The following is a 17,270-nucleotide window of genomic DNA, read 5'->3' on the forward strand; positions in this document are numbered from 1 at the left end:
CATGCAGGGCCATACCCTCGATCAACAACCGGTGCTCGTGCTCGGCCTGGGCATCTCGGGCCTTGCCATGGCGCGCTGGTGCGCGCGGGTGGGTGCACGGGTCACCGTGGCCGACAGCCGCGAGGCACCGCCCCATCTGGAGCGCCTGCGCGCCGAGCTGCCGGAGGTGCAGTTCATGGCCGGAGCCTTCGATGCTGCGCTGCTGGCTTCCACGGGAGCCCGCGCGGTGTTCGTGAGCCCGGGCCTGTCGCCCGCCGTCGCCGCCCCCGTGGTCGATCCTGCCCGTGCGCAGGGGCTGTGGGTGGGCGGTGAGCTCGACCTGTTCGCACAGGCCCTGCGCCTGCTCGACGAGCAGCAGGGCTATGCCCCCCGGGTGATCGGCATCACCGGCACCAACGGCAAGACCACCGTCACCTCGCTCACCAGCCAGCTGCTCGAACGCGCAGGCTTCACGGTGGGCATGGCCGGCAACATCGGCCCCAGCCTGCTCGATACCCTGGCCGCCGCGCTCGACGCGCAGGCGCTGCCGCAGGCGTGGGTGCTGGAACTGTCGAGCTTCCAGCTCAACGACTGCACCCGGTTCGAGCCCACGGCCGCCACCATTCTCAACATCACGCAGGACCACCTCGACTGGCACGGCAGCATGGAGGCCTACACACAGGCCAAGGCCCATGTGTTCGGCCACGCCGGGGCGGCCGTGCTCAATCGGGACGATCCGCTCGTCATGGGCCTGCTGCCGCAGCTCGTGCCTGCGGTTTCCGGCAAGGGGGCCGCGCCCGCGCGTGCCTGGTGCAGCTTCGGGGCCGATCTGCCACGGCGCCCGGGCGACTGGGGGCTCGAAGAGGTCAACGGCATGGTGTGGCTGGTGCGTGCCGAGGCCGCCGAAGAGGCCGGCACGCCGCGGCGTGGCCGGGCCGGTGCCCCGCAGTCCGCCGAGGTCGAGCTGCGCATGCAGCGCCTCATGCCCGCCGATGCGCTGCGCATCCGGGGACGGCACAACGCCTGCAACGCGCTCGCGGCCCTGGCACTGGCCACTCTGGCGGGGGCAGAGCTCGCCCCCATGCTGTTCGGCCTGCGCGAGTACCGGGGGGAGCCCCATCGCGTCGAGCCGGTCGGCATGATCGGCGAGGTCGAGTACTTCGACGACAGCAAGGGCACCAACGTGGGAGCCACGCTGGCTGCTCTGGGCGGACTCGGTGCCGATCGGCGGCTGGTCGTGATTCTGGGCGGGCTGGGCAAGGGGCAGGACTTTTCGCCTCTGGCTCCTGCCGTGCGGCGGACCTGCCGGGCCGTGGTGCTGCTCGGGCGTGATGCGCCGATCATCGAGGCAGCCCTGCGCGACTGCGGCGTGCCGCTGCGGCATGCGGCCGACATGCCCGCTGCCGTGGCCGAGGCCGCAGCAGCGGCCCAGCCCGGCGACGCCGTGCTGCTGTCGCCTGCCTGTGCGAGTTTCGACATGTTCACGGGCTACGCCCAGCGCGCCGAGGTCTTCCGTGCCGCCGTGGCGGTGCAGGCCGAGGCGGCCGGCACTCCGCTGGAGGGAGTGGCATGACCACCGCTGCGCCCGGGCAAGCTGCCTCTCTCGGTTCGCGCGTCAAGGAGCGCCTGCGCCAGCTCTGGCCCCACGAGCTGCCGTTCGGCCATCTCCACCGCGACCAGGACGGCATTCCCGTGCGCATGCCCGAGGCCGGCTACGGACGCAGCCGCACCACGCACCTGTCGGTGTCGCGGCTCGGCATCGACGCCGCGCTGCTGTGGGTGATCGTGGGCCTGCTGCTCTGGGGAATGGTCATGGTCTACTCGGCCTCCATTGCCATGCCGGACAACCCGCGCTTTGCCAACTACACCTCCACGCACTTCCTGTCGCGCCACATGTTCTCGCTGCTCATGGGCACGGTGGCGGCGCTGCTGGCGTTCCAGGTGCCCATGAGCGTCTGGGAGAAGTGGGCACCCTGGCTGTTTCTGGTTTCGATCCTGCTGCTTGTCGCCGTGCTGGTGCCGGGCATCGGCAAGGGGGTGAACGGCGCACGGCGCTGGATCGCCCTCGGCATCATGAATTTCCAGCCTTCCGAGCTCGCCAAGTTCTCGGTCCTGATGTATGCGGCCGACTACATCCGCCGCAAGATGGACGTGCAGGAGCGCGAGCGGCACATGGGGGATGTGGAGCGCTTCGTGCGGGCCGTGGCGCCCATGGCCTTCGCCGTGGGCATCGTGGGCGTGCTGCTGCTGGCCGAGCCGGACATGGGAGCCTTTCTCGTGATCGCCGTGGTGGCCATGGGCATCCTCTTTCTCGGGGGCGTCAATGCCCGCATGTTCTTCCTGATCGCGGCCATCCTTGTCGGGGTGTTCGCGCTCATGATCGCCACCTCTCCCTGGCGACGCGAGCGGGTGTTTGCCTATCTTGACCCCTGGTCGCTCGACCACGCCATGGGCAAGGGCTACCAGCTCTCGCACGCCCTCATCGCCGTGGGGCGGGGCGAGCTGTTCGGGCGCGGCCTGGGCAGCAGCGTCGAGAAGCTGCACTGGCTGCCCGAGGCACACACCGACTTTCTGATGGCCGTGATCGGCGAGGAATTCGGGTTCGTGGGCATCGTGTTCCTGATCGTGGTGTTCTTCTGGCTCACGCGCCGCATCGTGGAGATCGGGCGGCAGGCCATCGCGCTCGACCGCACCTTCGCCGGACTGGTGGCCCAGGGCGTCGGGCTCTGGATGGGCTTCCAGGCCCTCATCAACATCGGCGTGAACCTCGGCGCGCTGCCCACCAAGGGACTGACGCTGCCGCTCATGAGCTATGGCGGCTCGGCCGTGCTCATGAACCTCATCGCGCTCGCGGTGGTGCTGCGCATCGACTATGAAAACCGCACCCTCATGAAAGGAGGTGCCGTGTGAACGCACCCGTACCTTCCCCCGCCCGGACGCGCACGGCGCTGGTCATGGCCGGCGGCACCGGCGGGCATATCTTTCCGGGCCTCGCCGTCGCCGAAGCGCTGCGCGCACGCGGCTGGACCGTGCACTGGCTCGGTGGCCCCGACAGCATGGAAAGCCGGCTCGTGCCCGCGCGCGGATTTGCCTTTGAAACCGTCGCCTTCGGCGGCGTGCGGGGCAAGGGTCTGGGCACGCTGCTGCGCCTGCCCCTGCGGCTGCTGCACGCCATCTCGGCAAGCCGTGCCGTGCTGCGCCGCGTCCGGCCCGACGTGGTTATCGGCCTCGGAGGCTACATCACGGCGCCGGCCGGCGTGGCCGCCGCCCTGCAGGGCACGCCGGTGGTGCTGCACGAGCAGAATTCCGTTCCCGGCATGGCCAACCGCCTGCTGGCGCGGGTGGCACGGCGCGTGTTCACAGCGTTCCCTGATGTGCTTGCGGCCACGGCTTCCGCCCCCGAAGGGCGGCAGGGCAAGGTGCAGTGGGTGGGCAACCCCCTGCGCGAGCCGTTCCTGCACCAGCCGGCTCCTGCCGCGCGCTTTGCCGGTCGCACCGGGCCGCTCAAGCTGCTGGTGGTCGGGGGCAGCCTGGGCGCCAAGGCTCTCAACGACACCGTGCCGCTCGCGCTCGCGCGCATCGATGCAGCCCACCGTCCGCTGGTGGCGCACCAGAGCGGCGCCCGGCAGATCGACGCGCTGCGTGCTGCCTATGAGGCTGCCGGCGTCGAGGCGGCGCTGCTGCCCTTCATCGACGACACGGCCCAGGCCTATGCCGAGGCCGACGTGATCGTCTGCCGTGCCGGGGCAAGCACCGTGACCGAAATTGCTGCCGTGGGCGCAGCGGCCGTCTTCGTGCCGTTTCCGCACGCGGTGGATGACCACCAGACCACCAACGCCCGCTATCTCGTGGATCAGGGCGGGGGCTGGCTGGTGCCCCAGGACCGGCTCACGCCCGAGTGGCTGGCCGGATTTCTGACAGACGTGACCCGCGACCAGCTGCTGGAGCGGGCCCAGAAGGCCAAGAACATGGAAAAACTGCATGCCACCGATTGCGTGGTGGCTGCCTGCGAGGAGCTCACTGCATGAAACACGCCGTCAAGCACATTCACTTCGTGGGGATCGGGGGCTCGGGCATGAGCGGCATTGCCGAAGTGCTGCTCAACCTCGGCTACACCGTCTCCGGTTCCGACCTGGCGGACAACGCCACCACGCGCCGCCTGGCTTCGCTGGGCATCCACACCTATGTGGGCCATGCGGCCGAGCACATTGCCGGAGCCGATGCCGTGGTCACCTCCACGGCGGTCAAGGCCGACAACCCCGAAGTCGTGGCAGCCCGCGAGCGCCGCGTGCCGGTGGTGCCCCGTGCCATCATGCTTGCCGAACTCATGCGGCTGCGCAAGGGCATCGCCATCGCCGGCACCCACGGCAAGACCACCACCACCAGCCTGGTGGCCAGCGTGCTGGCCGAGGCCGGGCTCGACCCCACCTTCGTCATCGGTGGCCGCCTCAACAGTGCGGGCGCCAATGCGCGCCTGGGCAGCGGCGACTACATCGTGGCCGAGGCCGACGAGTCCGACGCCTCCTTCCTCAACCTCTCGCCCATCATGGCCGTCGTCACCAACATCGACGCCGACCACATGGACACCTACGGGCACAGCTTCGCCAACCTCAAGAAGGCCTTCGTCGACTTCCTGCACCGCATGCCGTTCTACGGACGCGCCATGCTGTGCATCGACAGCCCGGCCGTGCGCGAGATCGTGCCCCAGGTGACCTGCCCCGTCACCACCTACGGCATGGCGGTCGATGCCCATATCCGCGCCATCAACGTGCGTGCCGAGGGCAGCCAGATGCACTTCACCGTGCTGCGCCGCAACGAGGACGGCACCTCCTATGCCCCCGATCTCGACGTGCGCCTCAACCTGGCGGGCGTGCACAACGTGCTCAATGCGCTCGCGGCCATCGGCGTGGCCCATGCGCTCGCGATTCCCGATGCCGCCCTGCTCAAGGCGCTGGCCGAGTTCAAGGGGGTGGGGCGCCGCTTCCAGCACTACGGCCCGCTGGCCAGCAGCGACGGGGGCAGCTTCCTCGTCATCGACGACTACGGCCATCACCCGGTCGAAATGGCTGCCACCATTGCCGCTGCGCGCGGAGCCTACCCGGGGCGCCGCCTCGTGCTGGCGTTCCAGCCGCACCGCTACACCCGGACCCGGGACTGCTTCGAAGACTTCCTCAAGGTGCTCGGGCAGGCCGACATGGTGCTGCTGGCCGATGTCTACGCCGCAGGCGAGGAGCCCATCGTGGCCGCCGACGGCCGGGCGCTCATGCGGGGCCTGCGGGTCGCGGGGCAGGTCGAGCCGGTGTTCGTCGAGCACATCGCCGACATGCCCGACACCATCCGCCGCGTGGCGCGCGATGGCGACGTGGTGCTCTGCATGGGAGCGGGCTCCATCGGCAGCGTGCCGGCCCGTCTCGTGGCACTCAATGAAGAAAAGGCAGCCTGATCATGTCCCTGCAACGTACCGTGTCCCTTCCCGTCATCCAGCCCGCAGCGCTCGGCAAGGTCGCCGTGCTCATGGGCGGGCGCTCCGCCGAGCGTGACATCTCCCTCATGTCGGGGCAGGGCGTGCTCGGCGCCCTGCGCAGCCGGGGTGTCGATGCCCATCCCTTCGATCCGGCCGAGCGAGACCTTGCCGACCTGCGCCGCGAAGGCTTCCAGCGCTGCTTCATCGCCCTGCATGGCCGCTATGGCGAGGATGGCACCGTGCAGGGAGCGCTCGAACTCCTGGGCATCCCCTACACCGGCCCCGGCGTCATGGCCTCGGCGGTGGGCATGGACAAGATCATGTCCAAGCGCATCTGGATCGCCGAGGAGCTCTCCACGCCCCGCTACCTGCAGTCCCCTTCGCGCCAGCTCGCCGGTGAGGCCGAGCGCAGCGCCTTCGTGCGCCAGGCCATCGAGCGCCTTGGGCTGCCGATGATCGTCAAGGCCCCGCACGAGGGGTCGTCCATCGGGGTGTTCAAGGTGCACACCGCCGAGGAGGCCTACGAGGCTGCAGCCAAGGTCGCCCACATGGACGGCGCCGTGCTGTGCGAGAACCTCATCGTGGGCGAGGAGCTGACCTGCCCGGTGATCGGCACCGGCAGCCAGGCCCGTGCCCTGCCGGTGGTGCGCATCGTCGCTCCCGACGGCAACTACGACTACCAGCAGAAGTATTTCACCGACGACGTGCGCTACCTCTGCCCGAGCGATCTGCCGCCCGAGCAGGAGGCCGCCATCCAGGACATGGCCGTCAAGGCCTACCAGGCGCTGGGCTGCCGGGGCTGGAGCCGTGTGGACGTGATGGTGCGCGGCAGCGACAGCCAGCCCTTCCTGCTGGAGATCAACACCGCACCCGGCATGACCAGCCACTCCCTCGTGCCCATGTCGGCGCGCGTGTCCGGCATCCCCTATGACGAGCTCTGCCTGCAGATCCTCGCCTCGGCCAGCCTCGACAGCGGGGCCATCGCGCCCTGATGCCATTCCCTTCACGGTTGCCTGCATGACCCGCACCCCTTCGCCCTCCGCTCCCGTGTCCAGCCCCGTGGACGCCCGCCTGATGAACGCAGCCGCCTCGCTGCTCATCGGGCTGGTGGTCGTGGGCGCGCTCGGCGTGGCGGGCTGGCGTCTCATGCGGCTGCCCGTGTTCTCGCTCACCGGCATCGAAGTCACGGGTGACACCGAGCACAGCACTGCGGCGGCCGTGCGCAACCAGGTGCTGCCGCAACTGCGGGGCAATTTCTTCACCATCCGGCTCGAAGACGTGCAGTCGGCCTTCCAGTCCCTGCCGTGGGTGCGTGCCGCCGTGGTGAGGCGCGAGTTCCCCAACCGGCTCGCCGTGCGCATCCAGGAGCAGAAGGAAGCAGCCTTCTGGGGCGACGACGAGGAGGGCTACCGCCTCCTCAACGAGCAGGGCGACATCTTCGATGCCGACCCCGACGAGGCCTCCAGCCAGAACCTGCCCGAGCTCGCAGGACCGGACGCCGAATCGGCTGCCGTGCTCGCCATGTACCGGCGGCTCAACCCTGTCCTCGCTCCGCTGCATGCCGAGGCCAAGGGGCTGCGGCTCGACCGCCGTGGCTACTGGACCCTGAGCGTGGGCGACGCCACACAGATCAACCTCGGGTCGGGCACGCCCGAGGAGCTCACGGCACGGCTGGCTCAGTTCGTGCTCACCATCCCGCCGGTGGCCGCGCGCTACGGGCGGGTGTTTTCCGACGTGGAATACGCCGACTTGCGCTACAAGACCGGCTACGCCATCCGACTCAAGGGCATCGGTACGCTGGACAGCTCCACCCCCCAGCCCCCCGGCGTTCCGCCCGTCCCGGGCAAGAAAGCGAAGACGTAAACCATGGCTAAAGAACTCAAGGATCTCGTCGTAGGCCTCGACATCGGCACCAGCAAGATCATGGTGGTCGTGGCCGAGGTATTGCCCGATGGCGCCCTCAAGGTGCTCGGCATGGGCATTGCGCCGAGCAACGGCATGAAGCGCGGCGTGGTCGTCAACATCGAGGCCTGCGTGCAGAGCATCCAGCAGGCTGTGCGCGAAGCCGAGATGATGGCCGCGTGCAAGATCACGCGCGTGATCACCGGCATCACCGGCAGCCACATCCGCGGCCGCAACTCGGTCGGCATGGTGGCCGTGCGCGACCACGACGTCTCCCCCTCCGATGTGGCCAAGGTGCTCGAAACGGCACGGGCCATCAACATCAGCACCGACCAGCGGCTGCTGCTCATCGAGCCGCAGGAATTCGTGATCGACGGGCAGGAGGTCAAGGAGCCGATCGGCATGAGCGGCATCCGGCTGGAGGCCAAGGTCCACATCGTCACCTGCGCGCAGAGCGCGGCCGAGAACATCCTCAAGTGCGTGCGGCGCTGTGGGCTGGAGGTGGACCACCTCATGATCAATCCGCTCGCCAGCAGCCTCTCGGTGCTCACCCAGGACGAGCGCGAACTCGGCGTGGTGCTGGTCGACATTGGTGCGGGCACCACCGACATTGCCGTCTTTGCCGGCGGCGCCATCCGCCACACGGCCGTGCTGCCGGTGGCAGGCGAACTCATCACCAGCGACATCGCCATGGCGCTGCGCACCCCGACCGAGGATGCCGAGGACATCAAGCTGCAGAACGGCTGTGCCAAGCAGCTCCTCGCCGATCCCGAAACCCACATCGAGGTGGCCAGCCTCAGTGGCCGTCCGCCGCGCCTGCTCAGCAAGCAGGTGCTCGCCGGCGTGATCGAGCCCCGCGTGGAGGAAATCTTCTCCCTCGTGCAAAAGGAAGTGCAGGCTTCCGGCTTCGAGCACCTGGTGTCCTCCGGCGTGGTCATCACCGGCGGCAGCGCCATGATGCCGGGCATGGTCGAGCTGGGCGAGGACATCTTTCTCAAGCCGGTGCGCATCGGCACGCCCAACTACGACGGCGCCCTGGCGGACATGGTCACGCAGGCCCGTGCCTCCGTCGTCATGGGCATGCTCGAAGACGCCCGCCAGACCTTGCAGCGTGGCGGCTACCCCGCCAGCCGCAAGAGCGACTCGACCGTCAAGGGATGGTTCGGGCGCATCCGGGATTTCATCGTGGGGAACTTCTGATGCGCACACCGTGCCCTGTCGGCTTCCCCCTCCCTCACGTTCACGCCTCCGTGCCGCCATGCGGCCGCGGGTGCATGCGTCACACACGACGCGGAAAGGAGCAGCCATTGTTCATACGCTGACCGCCGGCCGGCTCCTGCCCGCATGTCCGCCCTCTGGCGGGAAGCGGGTCCAGGGCCACTGACCCGGCATACCCCTTCACAGAGTTTTCTTTTTTCCCTACAGGCATTTTTTCCCCGATTCATTGCAGAGCAAGGAGAGCATGATGGCAATCGAAATGATCGAACCCGATGAGTTGTTCCACGCAGGCACCCAGATCAAGGTCATGGGTGTGGGCGGCGGCGGCGGCAACGCCGTGCAGCACATGATTGACCGTGGTGTCCAGGGCGTGGAGTTCATCTGCGCCAACACCGACGCCCAGGCCCTGAGCCGCAGCACCGCAGACCGCGTGATCCAGCTCGGCACCACCGGGCTGGGCGCCGGCAGCAAGCCCGAAAAGGGCCGTGACTGTGCCGAGGTGGCAGAGCAGGAAATCCGCACCGCCATCGAAGGCGCCCACATGCTGTTCCTGACGGCCGGCATGGGCGGCGGCACCGGCACCGGCGCGGCTCCCGTCATCGCCCGCATCGCGCGCGACATGGGCATCCTGACCGTGGGCGTGGTCACCAAGCCGTTCGAGTGGGAAGGCGGCCGCCGCATGACCAATGCGGACTCGGGCGTCTCCGAGCTCGAAGCCAACGTCGACTCCCTGATCGTGGTGCTCAACGAGAAGCTGCAGGAAGTCCTGGGCGATGACGTCACCCAGGAAGAGGCCTTTGCCCATGCCAACGACGTGCTCAAGAACGCCGTGGGCGGCATCGCCGAAATCATCAACGTGCCCGGCCACGTCAACGTCGACTTCGAAGACGTCAAGACCGTCATGGGCGAGCCCGGCAAGGCCATGATGGGCACGGCCACCGCCACCGGTCCCGACCGCGCCCGCATCGCCGCCGAGCAGGCCGTGGCCTGCCCGCTGCTCGAAGGCATCGACCTGTCCGGCGCCAAGGGCGTGCTGGTGCTCATCACCGCTGCGCAGGGCAGTCTCAAGCTGCGCGAGTCGCAGCTGGCCATGAACACCATCCGTGCCTATGCGTCGCCCGATGCCCATGTCATCTACGGGACGGCCTACGACAGCACCATGGGCGACGAGCTGCGCGTCACCGTGGTGGCCACCGGCCTGAGCGGCCAGACGGCCCGTGCCCGCATGGCCATTCCCGCCATGCAGGTCCTTGCCCGCACCGGCACCGACGACCGTCCGATGTATGCCCATGGCGCTGCCTTCCAGCAGCCCGCTGCACCGGCTGCGCCCATGCCCGTCATGACCAACGTGTCTCCCTCGGGCACCGTGGGCGGCGCCAGCGTCTGGGGAACCGGCCGCAGCGAACGCAGCCAGGCCACCGAGCGCGTCAACCAGCTCTCCTCCAGCGGGCTCGACGACTACGAGATCCCGGCCTTCCTGCGCAAGCAGGCTGACTGAGGCCGAGGCAGCGCACGTCTTCCGGCGGCGCTGCACCCTCTGTGCCGTGCTCCCGGCTCCTCCATGCGGAGTCGGGGTGTCGGCAGTCCCCGCCGTGCGTCCTGTGGGATGCGCCGGGGCCATCTCCTGTGCCTGATGCCTTGGGGGCAATGGGCACGGGAGACCTTGCTCTCCTTCGGACACGCAGGTTCTGCCTGCCTGTGTGTCCGCCTTTTCATTGCGCTGGCCTGTCCGGTCGAGTGTCCTGTCGGGCACTTGCGGGCAGGACAGCCGGTCCGCAGGATGGGATGCACCCACCACCCGGTGTGCCCGTCTGCGGCGCAGGGGATCCGCCCGGTCTTCGGGTGGCCATCTGCCAGCCCCTTCTACAATCGACCCATGCTTGAACAACGCACCATCCAGACCCTGACCAAGGCGGTCGGCGTGGGCCTGCACAGCGGGCTGCGGGTCGAACTCACCCTGCGCCCGGCCCCGATCGACACCGGCATCGTGTTCCGTCGCGTCGATCTGCCCGAGCCGGTCGAGATTCCGGTATCGGCCGAGGCCGTGACCGACACCCGCATGGCATCGACCATCTCGGCGGGCGGCGTCAAGGTGCACACCGTGGAACACCTCATGTCGGCCTGCGCGGGGCTGGGGCTCGACAACCTCTACATCGACATCACGGCCGAGGAAGTGCCCATACTCGATGGGTCGGCCTCGTCTTTCGTGTACCTGCTGCAGAGCGCCGGCATCGTCAAGCAGCGCGCAGCCAAGAAGTTCATCCGCGTCACCCGGCCGGTGGAGGTGCGCGAGGGCGAGGGGGCCCAGGGCAAGTGGGCACGGCTCGATCCCTTCCACGGCTACAAGCTGCGCTTCGAGATCGATTTTGCCCATCCGGCGGTCGATGCCACGGGCCAGAGCGTCGAGTTCGACCTGTCCACGGGGGTCTACACGCGCGACATTGCCCGTGCCCGCACCTTCGGCTTCACCCGCGATGTGGAGATGATGCGCAACCATGGCCTCGCCATCGGCGGGAGTCTCGACAACGCCATCGTGATGGACGACTACCGCGTGCTCAATGCCGACGGGCTGCGCTACGACGACGAATTCGTCAAGCACAAGATTCTGGACGCCATGGGCGACCTGTACCTCGTCGGCCACCCCCTGCTGGCGGCCTACAGCGCCTACCGCAGCGGCCATGCCCTCAACAACCTGCTGCTGCGCGCCCTGCTCAAGGAAGGGGCCTACGAGATCGTCACTTTCGAGCATGCTCGCCAGGCCCCCAAGGGCTTTGCCGATCTGGCCATGCAGTGGTGAGGCGGCAGGCCTGTCTGCCCCCTTTCCGTCGATCCGCGCGCATCTTCCTCCGGTCTGGCATCGCATCCCATGGGCATCGTCCGCTTTCTGCTGTTTTTCATGCTGGTGCTGAGTGCCGGCACCATGGGGCTGGGCCTGCTCACCGGGCAGGTGCGCTTCCTGCGGCAGGGCCAGCGCCTGTTCCAGTGGACGCTGGTGGTGCTGGCGCTTTTCTTTGCCGTGCTGGTGGCCCAGCATCTGTAAGTTCGCACGCAGCCCATCGCCGGCCGTGACCAGCGGTGCAGAGCGTGACTGCGGAAGGGGGCGTCCTGGCACGCCGCGCAGGCTTCAGTAGCTGCGGCCGGCCTTGTAGAGGGCGTGGGCCTTGCGGTGCAGGGGGGCGGCTTCGGCCAGACGGGCCATGGCCGATCCGGCATGGGCGTGGGTGATGGCCAGACCGAGTGCATCGGCGGCATCGGTGCCGGGCAGGCCGCTGAGGTTGAGCAGGCGCCGCACCATTTCCTGAATCTGCGACTTGGCCGCCCGTCCGTGGCCTGCCACGGCTTTCTTCATCTGCAGGGCGGTGTATTCGGCCACCGGCAGTCCCTGCGAGACCAGGGCGGCCAGACAGGCGCCGCGGGCCTGGCCGAGCAGCAGGGTGGCCTGTGGATCGACGTTGACGAACACGATTTCGAGCGAGGCCACGTCCGGGCGGTACACCTGCACGGCCTCGCTCACGCCCTCGAACAGCAGCCGGATGCGGGCCGGCAGATCGCCGCGCTGGGGCATGTCGTCGGCCTGCTTCTTGGTGACGGTGCGCACCGTGCCGCTGGCCACATAGCGCAGGCGGGGGCCATCGGCCTCGATCACGCCGAAGCCGGTGGTCCGCAGGCCGGGGTCGATGCCGAGGATGCGCATGGCAGGGCTGTCCAGGGCGTCAGCGCGGGATTTCGACATCGCCTTCGCGGGCGGCGATGACGCCGCTGCGGGAGGCCAGATAGCCGGAATCCAGGTTCTGCTCGAAGTAGCGGGGCCGGGGCAGCATGACGGCCAGCCGTGCCGCCTCGCGCGCGGTGAGGGCGCTGGCGGGCTTGTGGAAGTAGTAGCGTGCGGCGGCCTCGGCCCCGAACACGCCTTCGCCCCATTCGACGTTGTTGAGATAGATTTCGAGGATGCGGCGCTTGCCCAGCAGGATTTCGAGGTACTTGGTCAGCACCAGCTCCTGGCCCTTGCGGAACAGGTTGCGCTCGGTGGAGAGCAGCAGGTTCTTGGCCAGCTGCTGGCTGATGGTGGAGCCGCCCGCGATCTTGGGGGCCGGCATGGCGGGGGCCGAGGCGCCGCTGCCGCTGGCCGTGGCGCGCAGGCGTTCGCTCACCGGGCGGCCGTGCTTTTCGAGGCGCTCGATCTTCTTCTGGGCGCGTTCCTGGATCTGGCGCAGGCGGGCCTCGGCACGCTGGCGCTGGGCTTCGTTGCGGGCTTCGGCTTCGGCGTTGCGCGCGCGGGCTTCGCGGATGGCGTCCCACTCGATGCCGTCGTGGTTCACGAAGTCGCTGTCTTCCGAGGCGACCACGGCGCGCTTGAGGTTGTCGGAGAGCTGCTCATAGGGCACCCACTGCTGGGCCCAGGACCATTTGCCGTCCCCGATGACGCGCAGCACCTCGGAACGCTGCAGGGCGGTGGATTCGGGGTCGACCACGCGCATGAGGGCAATGCGTGCCAGAAAGTAGACCTGCAGCAGCACGGCGGCCAGCACGATCCAGCCGAGGTTGCGTCCCAGCCGGCGCATCATGGCCGGAGCTCCCCGTCCAGCGTGGCGCGCAGTTCCGCAAGCACGGGGCCGGTATCGGGGCGCACACCGCGCCACAGCGCAAAGGCTTCGGCTGCCTGTTCGACCAGCATGCCCAGGCCGTCGCGCACCGTGGCGCCGAGCCCGGCAGCAGCATCGAGGAAGGGGGCAGCGGCGGGACCGTACATCATGTCGTACACCAGCGCTCCCGGCACCAGACAGGCAGGGCGCAGACGCAGCGGCGCTCCGCCAAGGCTGGTGCTGGTGGCGTTGACGATCACGTCGAAGGAAGCCGGCAGGGGCGATGCGGGATCGGTGGGACCGGCGGTCACGGCATCGAGCCCGGAGAGGGTGAGGGCCACCCCGTGTCGGGCGGCGACCTGTGCGTGCTGGACGACCAGGCGATCGGCCTTGCCGAGGCTGCGGTTGGCGACGACGATGGCTGCGGGCCGCTCGGCGATCAGGGCGCCGAGCACGCCGGCCGAGGCGCCGCCCGCCCCCAGCACGAGGATGCGGCGTCCCGCCAGCGGCAGGGCGGCGTTGTGGGTGATGTCGCGCACCAGACCGGCGCCGTCGGTGTTGTCGGCATGGAGCGTGACGCTCCCCTGGGGTGTGTGGCGCCACATGAGCGTGTTGGCTGCCTGCGCCAGTGTGGCGCGTTCGCTGTGCGTGGTGGCGAGGGCGTGGGCCTCGAACTTGAACGGCACCGTGACGTTGACGCCGCCATAGCCTTCGAGGTGCAGGCGGTCGAGCGTGGCGGCAAAGCCGTCGAGCGGGCTGTCGATGGCCGTGTAGGTGAGGTCCTGTCCGGTCTGCCGCGCAAAGGCGGCGTGGATCCAGGGAGAGCGGCTGTGCCCGATCGGGTGGCCGATCACGCCATAGCGTGCCGGAACGGCAGGGTGTCGGGGCGGGAAGGAGTCGGAAGGCGTCTGGAGGGCGGACATGGGCGTCCTTTCGGGACTGTCACGGAGCAGGCGCGGCAGCAGGCGCATTGGCCTGCGGCAGCTTGGGCGGGGCCGACAGGGCCGCCGCTGCGGCCGGCGTGCTGACGAAGTTGGCCTGCAGTGTGTTGTTGTGGGCGAAGTTGAAGCGCGACACGATGACCAGCTCGTCGGTGAAGTGGCGCAGCTCCTTGCCGAACTTGTCGAACGGGCCGGCCGAGATGGCGATGGCGCGGGCCTGGCGGTCGAGGGTGCGGTTGCCGGAGGACTGCATCACCGTGGCGTCGAGTACGCGCCCGTCGTGGTTGACCGTGAGCATCAGGATGAGCTGGCCGTAGAGCTTCTGTCCGGCCTGCTCGGGGAAGTTGGAGGTGCCCTTGTCCTCGATCTTCTGCTTGAGGGTGTCGTAGTACAGGGCCTGCACGCCCTTCATGGTGGCGGGGCTGATGTAGCGCTTGCGGGGGCGGGCGTTTTCCTCGCGGATGCGGCGGTCGATCTCGGCGAGCAGGCGCGAGAGCTGCTGGCGCTTGAGCTGCTGTTCCTTCTCGGCCAGCGTGGTGGCCGGGTGGGCCGGATCGGGGGCGGGCAGGTGGGCGATCTGCTGCTTGACCTGAGCGAGCAGGGCCATCTGCTGCTGCTGCATGGCGTCGATCTGGGCCTGTGCGGCCTGCAGGTCGTTGCCGTAGGAGTCCATGGCCGAAGGCGGCAGGGGGCTGGTCGCCATTCCGGTGGACTCTCCGCCGCCCGCCAGGTTGCTCTGTGCAATGGCCTGGGCCTTTTCGGGCGCCTCGTCGGACTTGGCGTTGACCAGGATCACTTCGAGCGGGGTGTCCTCGAACACGCGGTTGAAGCCCTCTGGATCGACGAATCGGACCGTGAGCAGCACAGCGTGCAGCAGCACCGAGGCGCCCAGGGCGATCGCCAGCGGGTTCATGCGGGAAAGGGCAGCCTTCATGCGGGGGGTGTCGGAAAAAACCGGGGAAATAGGGATGATAAGGGATCGGGGCCGGGCGGACACAGGTGCAGGAGCGGTCGCGGCACGGGCGATGCGTGCCCGTGCTGCTGCGGCGCTGCGTTCAGCCGGCCGAAGCGCCGCTGTCGTCGGCAGCGGGATCGTTGACGTCCATGGCAATGGACAGCGGGCCTGCCGCCAGGGCGTCGTCCTCGCTCTCGCCGTCGCCGGCTTCTTCTTCCTCGCCCAGACGGGCGCCCGGTGCCTGCAGGTCGTCGAGCCGGGTGGTGACCACGCCGGTGACGTCGAGGGCCATGAGGTTGACCGTGCCCAGCCGCACGCGGACCTGGGCGTTGCGCGGCAGGCCATCGGTGCCGATGACCGAGATGACGAGGGGCAGGTCGTTGGCCCGCACCAGGCCGTCCTTGATCACGCTGGCATTGAGCTCCATCATGTCGTGGCGCAGGATGTGCTGCAGCGTCCAGAACCGTTCCATGCTGGCCTGATAGGCGTTGTAGCCGGAGTAGGCGGTGTCGAAGGCCGAGAGGATGCCGAACAGGGCGGCATCCTTGGGCTTGAAGGGGGCAGCCAGCGCCGCCGTGGTGCCGTGCCGGATGGCGGCGATGAGCTGCCACTGGTTGACCAGGTCGACATAGCGCCGCAGCGGAGAGGTGCTCCAGGCATAGCAGGGCACGCCGATGCCGGCGTGGGGCAGGGCCTTGGTGCTCATGCGCACCTTGACGCCCGGGGCCAGGGCGGCCTGGCTGCGGTAGATGCCCGGCACGCCGTGGTCGGCCAGCAGCCTGCCCCAGTGGTGGTTCACCAGGATCATGGCCTCGGAGACGATCAGGTCGAGCGGTGCGCCGCGCTGGCGCACGGTGATGCGCACCTCCTCCTCGCCGGTGGGGGCGGTGTCCTTGAGGGCATCGTCGCGCAGCAGGCGGAAGGTGTAGTCGGGACGGTTGAAGTTCTCGGGCTTGCCGCGCACCATCTCGCGGCCGGCCTTGAGCGTCTGTGCGAGCCGCCACAGGAACCCCAGGGCGGCGCGGTGGCGCTGCAGGTCGGGGCGTTCGGCGGGCGTGTCGGCAGGAGCGGCCAGCCATTCGGGCGTGACCAGCGGGTCGAGCACGTCGAGCCGCAGGTTGTCGGCAATCGGCACGCGCTCCACCTGGCTGCGGGTGTCGAGCAGGGCCAGGGTGGATTCGTCGTAGGTGGCGTAGAACGACAGGGCCGGGCGGGGCTGTCCCTCGCCGAGCGTGTAGTGGCGCACCACCTCGTCGGGCAGCATGGTGATCTTGTAGCCCGGCATGTAGACGGTGGAGAGCCGGTGGCGGGCCACGTTGTCGATGGCGTCGCCGGGCTGCACGGCCAGGCCGGGCGCCGCGATGTGCACGCCCAGCGTGACGCGGCCGGTGCCGAGTCCGGTCACGGACAGGGCATCGTCGATCTCGGTGGTGCTGGAGTCGTCGATCGAGAAGGCCTGCACGTCGGCGAGCGGCAGCCCGGAGTCGTCGATCCCGGGCGGGGTCAGCGTCGGGAAGCCGGTGCCGTGCGGGAAGAACTCGAACAGGAAGCGCTGCCAGTGGAACTCGTAGGGCGACGCAATGGCGCCCGCGCGCTGCAGCAGTTCCAGGGGCGGGAGCTGGGCCTGGCGAGCGGCCTGCACCACGGCCTTGTATTCGGGGGCGTTCTTGTCGGGGCGGAACAGGATGCGGTAGAGCTGCTCGCGCACCGGGGCCGGAGTGGCGCCGGCCACCAGCTCGGCAGCCCAGTCGTCGATCTGGGCCTGGATGCGCGCCTTCTTCTCGATGGCGGCAAGGGCCTGCTGCACGATCTCGGCCGGCGCCTTGCGGAAGCGGCCCTTGGCCCCTCCGGCGCGACGGAAGTAGTGCGGTGCCTCGAACAGCGCGAACAGCGTGGCCGCCTGCTGCACGGTGGTGGGGGGATCCTGGAAGTATTCGCGCGCGACGTCGACGAAGCTGAATTCCTGCTCGTCGGGGGCGAATTCCCACAGCAGCTGCACATCCACCTCGCCCGCCATGGCACGGGCCTCGGTGAGCAGGGCGGCCGGGGCGGGCTTGTCGAACGTGAGCACGATGTGGGCCGTCTTGGCCTTGACGCGCTTGCCGCTGTCGAGCTCGATCTGGGCGCTGGTGTCGGTCTGGGAGAGGATGCGGCCGGCGTGGTATTTGCCGGCGTCTTCGAACAATGCAAACATGGGGCGGTATTGTCCCATGTTTGGTGCGGCGGCA

The 17,270-nt window shown here is 69.0% G+C and carries 15 protein-coding genes; 10 read left to right on the forward strand and 5 right to left on the reverse strand.

What is annotated here, in order from left to right:
* The first annotated feature begins 1 nt into the window (after position 1).
* The 10 genes from ACP2WS_RS05695 (at position 2) to ACP2WS_RS05740 (ending at position 11,603) form a co-directional block, all read left to right on the forward strand.
* Positions 2 to 1,552, forward strand: coding sequence for a Mur ligase family protein (locus ACP2WS_RS05695; RefSeq protein ID WP_426459895.1), 1,551 nt, complete (start codon positions 2 to 4; stop codon positions 1,550 to 1,552).
* Positions 1,549 to 2,889 (forward strand): putative lipid II flippase FtsW, encoded by a 1,341-nt coding sequence (gene ftsW, locus ACP2WS_RS05700; protein ID WP_426459896.1) that lies wholly within the window; start codon positions 1,549 to 1,551, stop codon positions 2,887 to 2,889. The genes ACP2WS_RS05695 and ftsW overlap by 4 nt, the downstream gene beginning before the upstream one ends.
* Positions 2,890 to 2,933: 44 nt before the next feature.
* Positions 2,934 to 4,007 (forward strand): undecaprenyldiphospho-muramoylpentapeptide beta-N-acetylglucosaminyltransferase, encoded by a 1,074-nt coding sequence (gene murG, locus ACP2WS_RS05705; protein WP_374492145.1) that lies wholly within the window; start codon positions 2,934 to 2,936, stop codon positions 4,005 to 4,007.
* On the forward strand, positions 4,004 to 5,422 hold the full coding sequence (gene murC, locus ACP2WS_RS05710) for a UDP-N-acetylmuramate--L-alanine ligase (RefSeq protein ID WP_374492021.1): 1,419 nt from the start codon (positions 4,004 to 4,006) through the stop codon (positions 5,420 to 5,422). Before murG ends, murC begins: the two co-directional genes overlap by 4 nt.
* Positions 5,423 to 5,424: 2 nt before the next feature.
* A complete protein-coding gene (locus ACP2WS_RS05715; protein ID WP_374492020.1) occupies positions 5,425 to 6,435 on the forward strand; it encodes a D-alanine--D-alanine ligase in 1,011 nt (336 codons plus the stop codon).
* A gap of 25 nt (positions 6,436 to 6,460) precedes the next feature.
* A complete protein-coding gene (locus tag ACP2WS_RS05720) occupies positions 6,461 to 7,306 on the forward strand; it encodes a cell division protein FtsQ/DivIB (RefSeq protein ID WP_426459897.1) in 846 nt (281 codons plus the stop codon).
* 3 nt (positions 7,307 to 7,309) lie between these two features.
* Positions 7,310 to 8,545 carry a cell division protein FtsA gene (gene ftsA, locus ACP2WS_RS05725; RefSeq protein WP_374492017.1) on the forward strand — a complete coding sequence of 412 codons (1,236 nt, stop codon included), beginning with the start codon at positions 7,310 to 7,312 and terminating at the stop codon, positions 8,543 to 8,545.
* Between the two features lie 265 nt (positions 8,546 to 8,810).
* A complete protein-coding gene (gene ftsZ / locus ACP2WS_RS05730; RefSeq protein WP_374492144.1) occupies positions 8,811 to 10,061 on the forward strand; it encodes a cell division protein FtsZ in 1,251 nt (416 codons plus the stop codon).
* A 378-nt stretch (positions 10,062 to 10,439) separates the two neighbouring features.
* The gene (gene lpxC / locus ACP2WS_RS05735) at positions 10,440 to 11,360 is read left to right on the forward strand and encodes a UDP-3-O-acyl-N-acetylglucosamine deacetylase (RefSeq protein ID WP_374492016.1); all 921 of its coding nucleotides are present in this window, start codon (positions 10,440 to 10,442) and stop codon (positions 11,358 to 11,360) included.
* A 69-nt stretch (positions 11,361 to 11,429) separates the two neighbouring features.
* On the forward strand, positions 11,430 to 11,603 hold the full coding sequence (locus tag ACP2WS_RS05740; RefSeq protein WP_426459899.1) for a hypothetical protein: 174 nt from the start codon (positions 11,430 to 11,432) through the stop codon (positions 11,601 to 11,603).
* Positions 11,604 to 11,687: 84 nt separating this feature from the next.
* On the opposite strand, the gene ruvC is transcribed toward ACP2WS_RS05740, so the two are convergent.
* The 5 genes from ruvC to ACP2WS_RS05765 form a co-directional block, all read right to left on the reverse strand.
* Positions 11,688 to 12,257, reverse strand: coding sequence for a crossover junction endodeoxyribonuclease RuvC (ruvC, locus tag ACP2WS_RS05745; protein ID WP_374492014.1), 570 nt, complete (start codon positions 12,255 to 12,257; stop codon positions 11,688 to 11,690).
* A gap of 19 nt (positions 12,258 to 12,276) precedes the next feature.
* Positions 12,277 to 13,125 carry a transglycosylase domain-containing protein gene (locus ACP2WS_RS05750; protein WP_426459967.1) on the reverse strand — a complete coding sequence of 283 codons (849 nt, stop codon included), beginning with the start codon at positions 13,123 to 13,125 and terminating at the stop codon, positions 12,277 to 12,279.
* Complete coding sequence (aroE, locus tag ACP2WS_RS05755) at positions 13,125 to 14,069, reverse strand: shikimate dehydrogenase (RefSeq protein ID WP_426459900.1); 945 nt, start codon at positions 14,067 to 14,069, stop codon at positions 13,125 to 13,127. Before aroE ends, ACP2WS_RS05750 begins: the two co-directional genes overlap by 1 nt.
* A 19-nt stretch (positions 14,070 to 14,088) precedes the next feature.
* Positions 14,089 to 15,021, reverse strand: coding sequence for an energy transducer TonB (locus ACP2WS_RS05760; RefSeq protein WP_426459902.1), 933 nt, complete (start codon positions 15,019 to 15,021; stop codon positions 14,089 to 14,091).
* Between the two features lie 121 nt (positions 15,022 to 15,142).
* The gene (locus ACP2WS_RS05765; RefSeq protein ID WP_426459903.1) at positions 15,143 to 17,236 is read right to left on the reverse strand and encodes a ribonuclease catalytic domain-containing protein; all 2,094 of its coding nucleotides are present in this window, start codon (positions 17,234 to 17,236) and stop codon (positions 15,143 to 15,145) included.
* Positions 17,237 to 17,270 lie beyond the last annotated feature (34 nt).

The sequence above is a fragment of the Brachymonas moutaii (nom. illeg.) genome, from assembly GCF_049977365.1.
Lineage (GTDB): Bacteria > Pseudomonadota > Gammaproteobacteria > Burkholderiales > Burkholderiaceae_C > Brachymonas.

Excerpts from the sequence above, each read along its gene's own strand:
- ACP2WS_RS05695 (WP_426459895.1), top strand. The coding sequence starts at position 2 with ATGCAGGGCCATACCCTCGATCAACAACCGGTGCTCGTGCTCGGCCTG.
- ftsW (WP_426459896.1), top strand. The coding sequence starts at position 1,549 with ATGACCACCGCTGCGCCCGGGCAAGCTGCCTCTCTCGGTTCGCGCGTC.
- murG (WP_374492145.1), top strand. The coding sequence starts at position 2,934 with ATGGCCGGCGGCACCGGCGGGCATATCTTTCCGGGCCTCGCCGTCGCC.
- murC (WP_374492021.1), top strand. The coding sequence starts at position 4,004 with ATGAAACACGCCGTCAAGCACATTCACTTCGTGGGGATCGGGGGCTCG.
- ACP2WS_RS05715 (WP_374492020.1), top strand. The coding sequence starts at position 5,425 with ATGTCCCTGCAACGTACCGTGTCCCTTCCCGTCATCCAGCCCGCAGCG.
- ACP2WS_RS05720 (WP_426459897.1), top strand. The coding sequence starts at position 6,461 with ATGACCCGCACCCCTTCGCCCTCCGCTCCCGTGTCCAGCCCCGTGGAC.
- ftsA (WP_374492017.1), top strand. The coding sequence starts at position 7,310 with ATGGCTAAAGAACTCAAGGATCTCGTCGTAGGCCTCGACATCGGCACC.
- ftsZ (WP_374492144.1), top strand. The coding sequence starts at position 8,811 with ATGGCAATCGAAATGATCGAACCCGATGAGTTGTTCCACGCAGGCACC.
- lpxC (WP_374492016.1), top strand. The coding sequence starts at position 10,440 with ATGCTTGAACAACGCACCATCCAGACCCTGACCAAGGCGGTCGGCGTG.
- ACP2WS_RS05740 (WP_426459899.1), top strand. The coding sequence starts at position 11,430 with ATGGGCATCGTCCGCTTTCTGCTGTTTTTCATGCTGGTGCTGAGTGCC.
- ruvC (WP_374492014.1), bottom strand. The coding sequence starts at position 12,257 with ATGCGCATCCTCGGCATCGACCCCGGCCTGCGGACCACCGGCTTCGGC.
- ACP2WS_RS05750 (WP_426459967.1), bottom strand. The coding sequence starts at position 13,125 with ATGCGCCGGCTGGGACGCAACCTCGGCTGGATCGTGCTGGCCGCCGTG.
- aroE (WP_426459900.1), bottom strand. The coding sequence starts at position 14,069 with ATGTCCGCCCTCCAGACGCCTTCCGACTCCTTCCCGCCCCGACACCCT.
- ACP2WS_RS05760 (WP_426459902.1), bottom strand. The coding sequence starts at position 15,021 with ATGAAGGCTGCCCTTTCCCGCATGAACCCGCTGGCGATCGCCCTGGGC.
- ACP2WS_RS05765 (WP_426459903.1), bottom strand. The coding sequence starts at position 17,236 with ATGTTTGCATTGTTCGAAGACGCCGGCAAATACCACGCCGGCCGCATC.